9 protein-coding genes are annotated in these 12,570 nt (G+C 69.4%); 6 read left to right on the forward strand and 3 right to left on the reverse strand.

Annotated features, from left to right (window positions below):
* Positions 1–4: 4 nt before the first annotated feature.
* Positions 5–646 (reverse strand): YbhB/YbcL family Raf kinase inhibitor-like protein, encoded by a 642-nt coding sequence (locus UAJ10_RS15565; RefSeq protein ID WP_322916171.1) that lies wholly within the window; start codon positions 644–646, stop codon positions 5–7.
* Between the two features lie 127 nt (positions 647–773).
* On the opposite strand from UAJ10_RS15565, the gene UAJ10_RS15570 reads away from it, so the two are divergent.
* Both UAJ10_RS15570 and UAJ10_RS15575 read left to right on the forward strand, forming a co-directional pair.
* Positions 774–1,406 (forward strand): TetR/AcrR family transcriptional regulator, encoded by a 633-nt coding sequence (locus UAJ10_RS15570; RefSeq protein WP_322916172.1) that lies wholly within the window; start codon positions 774–776, stop codon positions 1,404–1,406.
* Positions 1,407–1,507: 101 nt separating this feature from the next.
* A complete protein-coding gene (locus UAJ10_RS15575) occupies positions 1,508–2,608 on the forward strand; it encodes a 2OG-Fe(II) oxygenase family protein (protein ID WP_322916173.1) in 1,101 nt (366 codons plus the stop codon).
* Here UAJ10_RS15575 and UAJ10_RS15580 read toward each other — a convergent pair.
* The gene (locus UAJ10_RS15580; protein WP_322916174.1) at positions 2,605–4,200 is read right to left on the reverse strand and encodes a tetratricopeptide repeat protein; all 1,596 of its coding nucleotides are present in this window, start codon (positions 4,198–4,200) and stop codon (positions 2,605–2,607) included. The genes UAJ10_RS15575 and UAJ10_RS15580 overlap by 4 nt on opposite strands.
* A gap of 213 nt (positions 4,201–4,413) precedes the next feature.
* Here UAJ10_RS15580 and pepF point away from each other — a divergent pair, with 213 nt between their 5' ends.
* The 4 genes from pepF (at position 4,414) to UAJ10_RS15600 (ending at position 11,056) form a co-directional block, all read left to right on the forward strand.
* Positions 4,414–6,303, forward strand: coding sequence for an oligoendopeptidase F (gene pepF / locus UAJ10_RS15585; RefSeq protein WP_322916175.1), 1,890 nt, complete (start codon positions 4,414–4,416; stop codon positions 6,301–6,303).
* A 239-nt stretch (positions 6,304–6,542) separates the two neighbouring features.
* Positions 6,543–7,412 (forward strand): 50S ribosomal protein L11 methyltransferase, encoded by an 870-nt coding sequence (locus UAJ10_RS15590; RefSeq protein WP_322916176.1) that lies wholly within the window; start codon positions 6,543–6,545, stop codon positions 7,410–7,412.
* Between the two features lie 502 nt (positions 7,413–7,914).
* The gene (locus UAJ10_RS15595; protein WP_322916177.1) at positions 7,915–9,960 is read left to right on the forward strand and encodes an aminopeptidase P family protein; all 2,046 of its coding nucleotides are present in this window, start codon (positions 7,915–7,917) and stop codon (positions 9,958–9,960) included.
* Between the two features lie 343 nt (positions 9,961–10,303).
* Positions 10,304–11,056 (forward strand): S66 peptidase family protein, encoded by a 753-nt coding sequence (locus UAJ10_RS15600; RefSeq protein ID WP_322917335.1) that lies wholly within the window; start codon positions 10,304–10,306, stop codon positions 11,054–11,056.
* Positions 11,057–11,155: 99 nt separating this feature from the next.
* Here UAJ10_RS15600 and UAJ10_RS15605 read toward each other — a convergent pair whose 3' ends face one another.
* Positions 11,156–12,565 (reverse strand): NAD(P)(+) transhydrogenase (Re/Si-specific) subunit beta, encoded by a 1,410-nt coding sequence (locus tag UAJ10_RS15605; RefSeq protein WP_322916178.1) that lies wholly within the window; start codon positions 12,563–12,565, stop codon positions 11,156–11,158.
* Positions 12,566–12,570: the final 5 nt, after the last annotated feature.

The raw sequence follows: 12,570 nt of genomic DNA on the forward strand, positions 1-12,570 counted from the left end.
CGCCTCACGCCCGCTCGTACGTTCCGGTCAGGGTGCCCCAGGCCAGCACGGTCTGGGGTGTCAGGGCCGCCAGCAGGTCGGCCAGGCTGGGCAGGTCCGGCAGGGCCAGCGGGTGTTCCAGGGCCAGCAGCTGGAAGACGTAGCGATGGGGGCCATGGCCGCGCACCGGACGCGGCCCGGCATAGCCGATGCGGCCGAACAGGCCCCGGCCCAGGACGACGCCGTTGCCCACCTGGGGGCACAGCTCCCCCTCCTCGAAGCCCTTGCGCTTGGGGGCGATGGCCGTGGCCAGCAGGTGGGTCACCGGCCGGGGCAGGGGGGCGTCCGGGTCCTGCATCACCAGGGCCAAGGCCGCCGTGCCGGCGGGCACGCCTGTCCAGGTGAGCGCCGGGGAAAGGTTCCCACCCACGCCGCCGCCGGCATGGTGGCGGGGGATGGCGGCGCCCTCGGCAAAGGCGGGGCTGCTGAGGCGCAGGCTGGCGGGCGCGTCCTTCACCAGGGGGTGGTTCACGACCAGGCGCGCATCCCCGGCCCGCAAGCCGCGCAGCAGGCGACCCAGCCAGTGGCGTTTGGCGGCGGCGGGGCGCATGCCGTGGCCGCGCTCCAGGATCAAGGGGGGCAGGCCGCTGTCCAGGGTGGTCCTCATGCGGTTCCTCCCGCGTCAGGGTGGTGAGGGGCAACGTGGTGCCCAAGTGGCGGCGCCCAGCTGAGGAGGTGACGGCGGCGGCGGCCCATGTTATGCGAGGATGATCTCGCATAACGGATAGTTGAGGATGTCCTCGCAAAAGTCAACAGCCGCGGCGGATGCCGCCCCCGACGGGGCCGGGCGGGCGCCCAAGCGGGCGCGCGGGCGGCAGCGCGTGGCCGCCCTGCTGGACGCCGCCACCCTGGTGTTCGCAGAAAAAGGCTATGACGCCGCCACGATGACGGAGATCGCGGCGCGATCCAGCACGGCCATCGGGTCGCTCTACCGTTTCTTCCCGTCCAAGGAGGCGCTGGCCGAGGGGGTGCTGCGCCGCTATGGCGAACGGGCGGGCGCGGGCCTGGACGCCATCGCCGCCCGGGCGCCCGACCTGACGGCGGGCGACCTGGTCGATGCGCTGCTGGACCTGATGATGGCGCTGAAAAGCGAGCGCACGGCGCTGAAGGTGTTGATGGATGCGCGGGTGGATTGCGATAACCGGCGCCAATACCTGCGCGGTGTCGTTCAGGGCCGTATCGCCGGCGTGCTGTCGGCCTACGCCCCGGCCCTGCCGGCGGATCGGGTGGCCGTCGTCTCCGTCATGCTGCTGCACCTGATGAAGGCCGTCCCGGAATTGGCGGAGGAGGGGGCGGCGGCGGCCCTGATCGCAGAGATGCGGCTGGTGCTGCGGGCCTACCTGACGGCGGCGGTGGCCGACGGCTGAGGTATGGCGGCCAGCGACGGAACGCCCCCTGGCGGCCCGGGGGCGGGTTGCTGCTATGGTGGCCATCAAGAGGCGCTGTTAGTTAGGAAGTCAGCACAGCGATGTCGGCATCAGGTCCTTGGGAGCGGTTCGTCTGCGGCGAGCCCGTGCCGTGGTTCAACGGCCCCACCCATACGCATCCCCGTTTCGCCCTGGACACCGTGGCCGGCCGCCATGTTCTGCTGGCCTTCTTCGCGTCGGCCGGGGAAGCGGCGGGCGCCGGCATGCTGCGCGCGGTGGCGGCGAACCGCGCCCTGTTCGATGACGACCGGGTCTGCTTTTTCGGCGTCACCACCGACGCCGGTGATGATGCCGCCGGCCGCGTCACGCCACAGCTGCCGGGCATCCGCTATTTCCTGGATCATGATTGCAGTCTCAGCCGGGGCTATGGGGCCATCGGCGCGGATGGCGTCCACACCGGCTTCTGGCTGCTGCTGGATCCCACCCTGCGGGTCCTGATGGCGGCACCCGCCGCCGAGGCGGAACAGATCATGGCGGCGGTGGCGGCCCTGCCGCCCCCGGATCTGCACGCCGGCATGGCGGTGCAGGCGCCCGTCCTGGTGGTGCCCCGGGTGTTCGAGCCCGATTTCTGCCGCCTGCTGGTCGCGCTGCACCAACGTCACGGCGGCCTGGATTCGGGCGTGATGAACGAGGTCGACGGCCGGCTGGTGGGGGTCTACGACTACGCCCGCAAGCGCCGCCGCGACTACTTCATGGAGGAGGAGGCGCTGTGCCAGGCGGCGACCCAGCGCATCGCCCGCCGCCTGCTGCCCCAGGTGCGCCAGGCCTTCGCCTTCGAAGCCACGCGCATGGAACGCCACGTGGTCGCCTGTTACGACGCGGAGGAAGGCGGCCATTTCAAGCCGCACCGCGACAACACCTCCGCCGGCACCGCCCACCGCCGGTTCGCCGTCACCCTGAACCTGAACACGGAAGACTATGAGGGTGGGGAATTGCGCTTCCCCGAATTCGGGCCCCACACCTATCGCGCGCCCACCGGCGGCGCCGTGGTCTTCTCTTGCAGCCTGCTGCACGAGGCGCTGCCGGTCACCCGGGGCCGCCGCTACGCCTATCTGCCTTTCCTGTTCGATGAGGCGGGAGAGAAACAACAACGAGAGTACCAGCAGCGGGTGGCCCAGGCGGAGATGGTTCCAAAGGACTAAAGCGTGTCCAGCGCTTCCCCCACCGCCACCACCACGGCCGGCCAGTCGCCGGGCCGTGGCTGGCGGAACAGGCGCATCGACGGATACCAGGGGCTGTCGGCGCGGTCCTCCATCCAGCGCCATTCCGCCACATGGGGCAGCAACAGCCAGGTGGGCCGCCCCAGGGCCCCCGCCAGGTGGGCCACGGCGGTGTCCACGGTGATGACCAGGTCCAGGGCGCTGATGGCCGCCGCCGTCTCGGCGAAGTCGGTCAGCTCCGGTCCCAGGGGGAGGGGCCCGGCCACCGGCGCCCCATCCTTCTGCAGGCTGTGCCAGGCGATGTCCGCGCGCCGCAGCAACGGCGCCAGCGCGTCCGGCGGCACGGACCGGCGGCGGTCGTTCCAGTGGCCGGGGTTTCCCTGCCAGACCAGCCCGGCGGCCAGGCGCCGGCCGTTCCGGCGCTCGGCGATGCGGTGGGCCCATCGCCGGCGGCTGTCGTCCGGTGCCCGCAAATAGGGGATCGGCGCGCCGGGCAGGCGGTCCAGCGTGACGCCCAGGTGGCCGGGCAGGCTCATCATCGGCAGGTGGGCGTCGGCCGGGGGCAGGCCGTCGACGCCGGGAAAGCCCGCCGCCAGGGGCAGCAAGACAGGGTCAACTCCCGCCAGGCCCAGCAAATCCCAACTGGCCTCGATCAGCCGGATCAGTTCCGCCCGCGTTTCCACCACCAGGCGGGCGTTGGCGGCTCGCGCCGCCGGCGCCAGGAAGCGCAGCATCTGCAAGGTGTCGCCCCAGCCCTGTTCGGAATGGATCAGCAAGGCGCCGCCGCCTAAATCCCCGCCGGACCAAAGGGGCATGGCGAAGGGGCGGCGCTGCGCCGCCAGGGTGGCATTGCCGCCCCAGCGCCACTCGAACTCGGCCCAGCCCTCGGCCAGGCGGCCCAGCTTCAACAAGGCCTGCGAGCGGTTCCAATGGAGCTTGGCATCATCGGGGTCCAGCGCCAGGCCGGCGTCGTAGGCCGCCAGGGCCCCGGCGCTGTCGCCGATGTCATTCAATGTCACGCCCAAATTGATCCAGGCCGCCCGGTGGGTGGGCGCCAGCGTCACCGCCCGGCGGTAGGCCCGGATAGCGGCCGCCGCGTCGCCCAGCCTTTCATGGACCATGCCCAGGTTGTGCCAGGAATCGGCGTTGTTGGGCGCCAGCGCCACGGCGCGTTCCAGGCAGCGCAGGGCGCCGCCCAGGTCGCCCTGGTCCGTCAGGCAGATGCCCAGGTTGGCATAGGCGTTGGCCTGGCCGGGGTCGGCGCCGATGGCCTGGCGGTGATGGTCCGCCGCCTCGGCCAGCCGGCCCAAGGCCCGCAGCGCGATGCCCCGGTTGTCCAGCAGTAAGGCATCACGGGGCGCCAGGGCGAGGCCGGCCTGGAACAGGCGGTCGGCCTCGGCGGCGTTGCCCTGGGACAGGCGCAGCGCGCCCAGGTTGCTGAGCGCGTCGCGGTGCTCCTGCCGCTCCGGCCCCGTCTGCTCCATCAGCCGCTGATAAGCGGCCGCCGCGCGGGACAGATCACCTGCGCGGTGCGCGAGCAACGCTACTCGGAACAGGGCTGCGGGGGTGCTCATCTTGGGGGCCGGTCCTTGCCGTGGCGTGCCGTGATAAGACCGGCTGCCCGGCGGCAATTCAAGGCAATTGGGTGGAGGGGTCGCAGGGCTTCGCCGTTACGCCCGTGTTACAAACCACCCCGCGCCTTGGCCGCAAGTGCCTGATATAAAGGGCCCAACCTGCGGAAGCTCGTGTCGCCGGCTTCCGCTCATGAACATCGGGGGCTTTGCTGAATGTTGGGCAAGATCACTCTACGCCGCGCCGTCCTGGCCGCGGCGTCCACCGTTTCCCTGCTGGCGCTGGCCGTGCCGGCGCGCGCGGCGGATGATCCCAAGGTCGATCCCAAATACATCTGGGACCTGAGCGACTATTACAAGTCGCCGGCGGATTGGGATGCGGCGCGGGCCAGGATCAAGGCCGAACTGCCGGGCCTGGCCAAGTACAAGGGCACGCTGGCGAAGGGACCGGCCGCCACGCTGGCGGCGCTGGAGGCCATCTACGGCGTCTATCATGAGCTGGAGCAGGTGGGCACCTACGCCAGCACCATCGCCAGCACCGACACGCGCGACGCGCCGGCGCAGGAGCGGGACGGCCTGGCCCAGGACCTGTCGGGCGAGGTCTCGGCCGCGACCGCCTGGCTGTCGCCGGAGATCCAGGCCTTGGGCGCCGCCAAGGTCGACGCCTACCTCAAGGCCGAGCCCAAGCTGGCCAAGTTCGGCTTCGCCCTGCATGACGCCCTGCGCCTGAAGCAGCATACCCTGGGGGCGGAGGCCGAGGGGGTGCTGGCGGCGCTGAGCCCGGCGCTGGGCGGCAGCGGCACCACCTACAACCTGCTGTCCAACGCCGACATCGACTGGCCCACCATCACCCTTCCCAATGGGCAGTCGGTGAAGCTGACCCAGGCCAATTACCAGAAGTATCGCGAGGATCCGGACCGCGCCGTGCGCAAGGCCGTGTTCGACGCCTTCTGGACCAAGTTCGGCCAGTATTCAAACACCATGGGCTCCACCCTGGGCAACACGGTGCAGGGCGACGTCATCCAGTCCAAGCTGCGCCATTACCCGTCGGCGGTGGCGGCCTCGCTGTCCAACAACGACATTCCCGAGGGCGTCTACCGCACCCTGGTGGCGGAGGCCAACAAGGGTCTGCCCACGCTGCACCGCTATTTCAAGCTGCGGCAGCGCATGCTGAACCTGCCCGACCTGCACTATTACGACATCTATCCGCCCCTGGTGTCGTCCGACGCCAAGTTCCCGGTCGAGGAGGGCGAGAAGCTGGTGCTGGCGGCGGTGAAGCCGCTGGGTGACGATTACCAGAAGGCGCTGGCGGACGGCTTTGCCCATCGCTGGATGCACGCCTATCCGCAGGAGGGCAAGCAGTCCGGCGCCTATCAGACGGGCGTCTATGGCCTGCACCCCGTGGTCTTCCTGAATTACCAGGACAACTACAACTCCGTCTCCACGCTGGCCCATGAATGGGGCCACGCCATGCACACCACCTTCGCCAACCGCACCCAGCCCTATGAGCTGGCGGGCTATTCCCTGTTCATGGCGGAGATCGCGTCCACGGCGAACGAATTCCTGCTGTCCGACTACATGCTGGCCAACGCCAAGACCAAGCAGGAAAAGTTGCTCTATCTGGGCAATGAGCTGGAAACCATCCGCGCCACCTTCTTCCGCCAGACCATGTTCGCCGAGTTCGAGCTGCGGGTGCATGACGCGGTGGAGAAGGGTGAGCCCATGTCGGGCAAGCGCATGACGGAGATCTACCTGGATCTCTTGCGCAAGTACCATGGCGCCGACCAGGGCGTGATGCAGATCGACCCCGTGTACGCGGCGGAATGGGCCTTCATCCCCCATTTCTACCGGCCCTTCTACGTCTACCAGTACGCCACCTCCATCTCGGCTTCCGCCTACTTCACGGAGAAGATCCGCGATGGCGGTCCGGCGGCGCGTGACACCTACCTGGCGGCGCTGAAGGCCGGCGGGTCGGACTATCCGGTCAACGTGCTGCGCAAGGCCGGCCTGGACATGGCCTCGCCCGCGCCCTACCAGGCGCTGGTGCGGCGCATGGACGCCGTCATCACCGAGATGGAACGGTTGCTGGATCAGAAGGACAACTGATACGCCTTCCTGGCGGAAGGCTGCGTTCACGCGCCCAGTGGGTTTCGCATTGGGGGGCTTACGGCCCGCTGGGCCGCGGCCGTGGTCGCGTCCGATACATATACCGGCCAAGAAGCCGGTATATGTATGTGGCTTCACAGGCGAATCAGCACCGTTTATAGAGAATGCGCAGGTTCCGGCGGGGCAGCCCGCCGGAACCTTTTGCCATGGGCTTTCATGATTGTGCGGGAGTGTGGGTGATGTCGGGCATGTGGCGGGTCGCACTGACGGTGCATGAGGATGTGGTGCAGAACTTCGCCCAGGTGCTGGAGAGCCATGTCGACGCCGTGTCCACCTTCGAGCTGGAAGAGGGCGACAACTGGCTGATCGAGGGCACCAGCCATGGCGAGCCCGACCAGTCCCGCCTGGTGGCCCGCGTCACCGTGCTGGCCATGGCCCTGGGCGTGCCGCAGCCGCAGATCGAGGTGGAGCCGCTGGCCCCCATCGACTGGGTGACCCAAACCTATCTCAGCTTCCCGCCCATCCGCGCCGGCCGCTTCTTCGTCCACGGCAGCCACCACAAGAAGCCGGTGCCCGCCGGCGCCATCGGCCTCTTGATCGAGGCCGCCATGGCCTTCGGCTCCGGTGAGCACGCCACCACCCAGGGCTGCCTGCGCGCGCTGAGCGATCTCAACAAGTCCATGCCCGTCACCCGGGCGCTGGACATGGGCTGCGGCTCCGGCATCCTGGCTTTCGCCATCGCCAAGCTGTGGCACGCGCCGGTGGCGGCGGTGGACATCGATGCCCTGTCCATCATGATCGCCGCCGAGAACGCCCGCCTGAACAAGGTGGACAAGCTGGTGACCTGCCGGGGCGGCGACGGTTATCGCACCCCCATCGTGCGTCAGAAGGGGCCCTACGACCTGATCGTGGCCAACATCTTGGCGCGGCCCCTGGCCCGCATGGCGCCGCAGCTGCGCCGCAACCTGCGCCGGGGCGGTGTGGCCGTGCTGTCCGGCCTGTTGGCCCGGCAGGAGAAGCTGGTCATCGCCGCCCACCGCCGCCAGGGCCTGAAGCTGGTGCGCCGCTACCAGATCGGCGAGTGGAACACGCTGGTGATGAAGGGCTGAACCCCAAGCCCGAAAACCCCGGGATCCAAAATTTTCAGGATGTTGAACGCCGGTCCCGTCCAGGGCCGGCGTTCGTCGTTTCCGGGAGCGTTTTCAGGCCTGTAAATTCATGTAACGCGTGTGTAAACGCGGCAGACAGGGGCGGCGGCGTGGGCGTATCACAAAGGCCTTGGGCACCGCCGTCCACTTGGACGGACGGCCCGACGGATACGGCATCGGGCGACCGGAGCCGGTAGTCGCGGCGGGGGTCTTCTCCCCGCGTTGGTCTCCGCCGCGACGCTTCCCCCTTCGCATGAGGGGTTTCCCACCAAAAAATTTGATGCTGTCAAAAGCCTCGCCTACACTGGCGGCAAGGGGGCTTGAGGGCGGCCATGGGCAGGGCCCGCGACGTCTGGGATGGCGACGGGCGCACCTTCTTGCGCGCGGGCGTGCCACGTCCTAGCTTCGTCCCCCAAATCAATCGGCCGCCGATCCTCGCGGCCTTGAGAGAGGCGTCTTATCCGTGGACAGCACCCATCATACCCCGCACCCCGCCGTTGAACCCTACCGGGGCGATGCCGAGCTGGCGCGCCTGCTGAAGGCCGCCGGCATCGACCGTGACGTGGCCGGGGTGCGGGAGTTGCTGCGCGGGGTGCGGGCGGCGCCGGAGGATGTGGACCCGGGCCATTTCCTGTCCCTGTTCGGCCGCGACCTGCCGGAGGAACTGGCGGCGCAGTTGGCCGCGTTGAAGAGCTTGATCGAGGCGCCGCCCCCGCCGCAGGTGGGCGACATCGCCGCCCGCGTGGCGGCGCTGCGCGCGGAACTGGCGCGCATGGATTTGGACGGGTTCGTCATCCCCCGCGCCGATGAATTCCAGGGCGAGTACGTGCCCGCTCGGTCGGAGCGCCTGGCCTGGATCACGGGCTTCACCGGCTCGGCCGGTGTCGCCGTGGTGCTGCGAGACCGCGCCGCCGTCTTCGTCGACGGCCGCTACACCCTGCAGGCCGAGGCCCAGGTGTCGGCCAGCCTGTATGAGCGCCACCACCTGACCGAGACCTTCCATGGCGATTGGATCGCCGGCATCGTCAAGAAGGGTGGGCGGATCGGCTATGACCCGTGGTTGCACACCGTGGGCTGGATCGACCGCATGAAGGCGGCCCTGGGCCGCGCCGGCGCGGACCTGGTGGCGGTGGACACCAACCCGCTGGACGCCATCTGGCACGACCGCCCCTCCGCCCCGCTGGGCCCCGTCGTCGCCCAGGCCTTGGCCCAGGCCGGCCAGTCCTCCGCCGACAAGCGGGCGGAGATCGCGGCCGAGCTGAAGCGCAATGGGGAACTGGCGGCCGTGCTGACCCAGCCGGACGGCATCGCCTGGCTGCTGAACATCCGTGGCGGCGACGTGCCCAACACGCCCCTGCCGCTGTCCTACGCCCTGCTGACCAATGACGGTGACGTCGACCTGTTCATCGACAGCCGCAAGCTGGTGCCGGGGCTGGAGGTCCACCTGGGCAACCAAGTCTCCGTCCGCAAGCCGGAGGAGCTGCGCGGCGCGCTGGAGGCCATCGGCGCCACCGGCGGCAAGGTGCGGGTCGACCCCGTCTGGACCGCGTCCTGGGTGTTCGACCGCCTGACCGAGGCCGGGGCCCGGGTGGTGAAGGAACGCGATCCCACCGTGTTCCGCAAGGCCGCCAAGAACACGGTCGAGATCGCCGGCACCCGCGCGGCGCATGCCCGCGACGGTGTGGCCGTCACCCGCTTCCTGCACTGGCTGAGCGGTGCGGCGGCGGCCAGCACCCTGACGGAGATCGAGGCGTCGGATCGCCTGTTCGAGTTCCGCAAGGAACAGCCCCTGTTCCGGGGCACCAGCTTCGACAGCATTTCCGGCGCCGGGCCCAATGGCGCCATCGTCCACTACCGCGCGGCGCCCGAGACCAACCGCGTGCTGGAAAAGGACAGCGTCTACCTGATCGACAGCGGCGGGCAGTACCTGGACGGCACCACCGACATCACCCGCACCGTCGCCGTGGGCACCCCACCGGCCGACGCCAAGCGCCACTTCACCCTGGTGCTGAAGGGGCACATCGCCCTGGCCACCCTGCGCTTCCCCAAGGGCACCACCGGCTCGCAGATCGACATCCTGGCCCGCCAGTTCCTGTGGGCCCAGGGCCTGGATTACGACCACGGCACCGGCCATGGCGTGGGCAGCTTCCTGTCGGTGCATGAGGAATCGGCCCGCATCGCCAAGGCGCCCAACGCGGTGGCCATGGTGCCGGGCATGATCCTGTCGAACGAGCCCGGCTATTACCGCGCGGGCGAATACGGCATCCGCATCGAGAACCTGGTGCTGGTGCGGCCGGCGGCGGACATTCCCGGCGGCGACCATCCCATGATGGCGTTCGAGACCCTGACCCTGGCGCCCATCGATCGCAATCTGATCGAGCCGTCGCTGCTGACGGAGGCGGAGAAGGCCTGGCTGAACGCCTATCACGCCCGCGTCGCGGAAAAGGTCGGGCCGCACCTGGAGGCGGACGCCGCCGCCTGGCTGGCCACCGCGACGGCGCCCATCTGAGATAACCGGCGGGTTTGCGGGCCCGCCGGCATCCTTTAAGCTGCCGTCCTCATGACAGGGGGGCGGCAGTGGATCGGCGTTCATTCCTGGCGACGGCGGGCACCGCCGCCGTCATCGCCTCTTCGGCTCCGGCGGCGGCGGGCGGCTCGCCGATCAAGCCCCCGATGGTGCGGGCGGGCGACAAGGTGGGCGTGCTGGACCTCAGCACCGCCGTCTACGACCCCGCCGTCGCCGACCGGGTGGCGGCCATCGTCCAGGCCCTGGGTCTGGTGCCGGTGCTGTCCCCCATCTCTTCGACCGGTCGCGAGCCTTCAAGGCCTCCGTCCAGGAGCGGCTGTCCGACCTGCACGGCTTTATGGCCGACCCTGCCATCCGCGGCGTCTTCTGCGCGCGCGGCGGCTACGGCATCAGTGAGATCGTGGACCGCGTGGACTACGACCTCATACGCCGCAACCCCAAGATCTTCCTAGGGTTCAGCGATCCCACGCTGCTGCACCTGGCCATCGCGCGCAAGGCCGGTCTGGTCACCTTCCACGGCCGCATGCCGGGCCTGACCAAGTTCACCCCCTATTCGCTGGAGGCGCTGCGCCGCGCCATCTGCGCGCCGGAGCCCCTGGGCGCCCTCTCCAATCCGGAGGAGGGCAATCCGCTCCGCCCCAACTACCCGCTGCGGACCATCGCGCCCGGCCAGGCCAGCGGCCGGCTGGTGGGCGGCAACCTGTCCATGATCATGGCCGCCATGGGCACGCCGTGGGAGATAGACACGCGCGGCGCCATCCTCATGGTCGAGGACGTGGATGAGGCGCCCTACGCCATCGCCCGCATGCTGTGGACCCTGCGCCACGCCGGAAAGCTTCAGGCTGCGTCCGGCATCGCCGTCGGCGCCTGCGCTGGGTGCGACAAGCCCTCCGACGCCTCGCCCTATGGCCTGAACGAGGTGTTCGACCTGGTGCTGGGCGACCTGGGCATCCCCGTCTTTTCCGGATTGGCCCTGGGCCACACCGATGAGACCCTGACCCTGCCGCTGGGCGTCCAGGCCCACCTGGACGCCACGGCCCGCACCCTGACGGTGTTGGAGAGCGGGGTGGTGGGGTAGGGGCTCCTTACCCATAGGAAAAGGCCCGGCGGATCGCTCCGCCGGGCCTCATCTTTCGCGCCGGACCGGAAGGGCTCGGTGCCCGCCGGTGGGCGTTTCTCAGTGTCCTCCGGACATGGCCTTCACGATCTCCTCGGTAACCTTCTTGGCGTCGCCGAACAGCATCATGGTGTTGGGGCGGAAGAACAGTTCGTTCTCCACGCCGGCGTAGCCCGCCCCCATGGACCGCTTGATGAACAGCACGGTCTTGGCCTTCTCCACGTCCAGGATGGGCATGCCGTAGATGGGGCTGCTGGGGTCGGTCTTGGCGGCGGGGTTGGTGACGTCGTTGGCGCCGATGACGTAGGCGACATCCGCCTGGCCGAAGTCGCGGTTGATCTCCTCCAGCTCGAACACCTCGTCATAGGGCACGTTGGCCTCGGCCAGCAGCACGTTCATGTGCCCGGGCATGCGGCCCGCCACCGGGTGGATGGCGTACTTCACGTCCACGCCTTCCTTCTTCAGGATGTCCGCCATTTCGCGCACGGCGTGCTGGGCCTGGGCCACCGCCATGCCGTAACCGGGCACGACGATCACGCTGGAGGCGTTCTTCATGATGAAGGCGGCGTCGTCGGCGGAGCCGGACTTGAAGCTGCGGTCGCCCGCCGGGCCCGCCGCCGCCCCGGCGGCGGCGTCACCGCCGAAGCCGCCCAGGATGACGTTGAAGATGGACCGGTTCATCCCCTTGCACATGATGTAGCTGAGGATGGCGCCAGAGGAGCCGACCAGCGCGCCGGTGATGATCAGCAGCGGGTTCTGCAGGGTGAAGCCGATGCCGCAGGCCGCCCAGCCGGAATAGCTGTTCAGCATGGACACGACCACGGGCATGTCGGCACCGCCGATGGGCAGGATCAGCAGGAAGCCCAGGGCCAGCGACACCAGGATGATCAGCCAGAAGAAGAAGGCGCTCTGCGTCGCGCACAGCAGCAGGATCAGCAGCACCAGGCCCACCGCCAGCGCCGCGTTCAGCGGGTGCTGCATGGGGAAGACCAGGGGCTTGCCGCTCATGCGGCCGTCCAGCTTCAGGAAGGCGACCAGGGAGCCGGTGAAGGTGATGGCGCCGATGGCGATGCCCAGGCTCATCTCGATGAGGGAGCCGACATGGATATCGCCGTCGGTGCCGATGCGGTATTCCTCCGGCGCGTAGAAGGCGGCGGCCGCGATGAACACGGCGGCCAGGCCCACCAGGCTGTGGAAGGCCGCCACCAACTGGGGCAGCGAGGTCATCTTGATGGTGCGGGCGATGTGCGCGCCCGCAGCACCGCCGATGGCGATGCCGACGACGATCAGCACCGCCGCCAGGAAGGAGAACTGCGGCAGCACGAACAGGCTGGTGATGATGGCGATGGCCATGCCGGCGATGCCGTAGGCGTTGCCGGTGCGGGCCGTTTCCGGGCTGGACAGCCCGCGCAGCGCCATGATGAAGCACACGGCGGCCGCGAGATAGGCGAGCGAAGTCGCGATCAGCATGATGG

This window comes from Nitrospirillum guaranorum, from assembly GCF_034653275.1.
Taxonomy (GTDB): Bacteria; Pseudomonadota; Alphaproteobacteria; order Azospirillales; family Azospirillaceae; genus Nitrospirillum.

Bases quoted from the DNA above. Each gene is read 5' to 3' on its own strand.
- UAJ10_RS15565 (WP_322916171.1), bottom strand. From the start codon at position 646: ATGAGGACCACCCTGGACAGCGGCCTGCCCCCCTTGATCCTGGAGCGC.
- UAJ10_RS15570 (WP_322916172.1), top strand. From the start codon at position 774: ATGTCCTCGCAAAAGTCAACAGCCGCGGCGGATGCCGCCCCCGACGGG.
- UAJ10_RS15575 (WP_322916173.1), top strand. From the start codon at position 1,508: ATGTCGGCATCAGGTCCTTGGGAGCGGTTCGTCTGCGGCGAGCCCGTG.
- UAJ10_RS15580 (WP_322916174.1), bottom strand. From the start codon at position 4,200: ATGAGCACCCCCGCAGCCCTGTTCCGAGTAGCGTTGCTCGCGCACCGC.
- pepF (WP_322916175.1), top strand. From the start codon at position 4,414: ATGTTGGGCAAGATCACTCTACGCCGCGCCGTCCTGGCCGCGGCGTCC.
- UAJ10_RS15590 (WP_322916176.1), top strand. From the start codon at position 6,543: ATGTCGGGCATGTGGCGGGTCGCACTGACGGTGCATGAGGATGTGGTG.
- UAJ10_RS15605 (WP_322916178.1), bottom strand. From the start codon at position 12,565: ATGCTGATCGCGACTTCGCTCGCCTATCTCGCGGCCGCCGTGTGCTTC.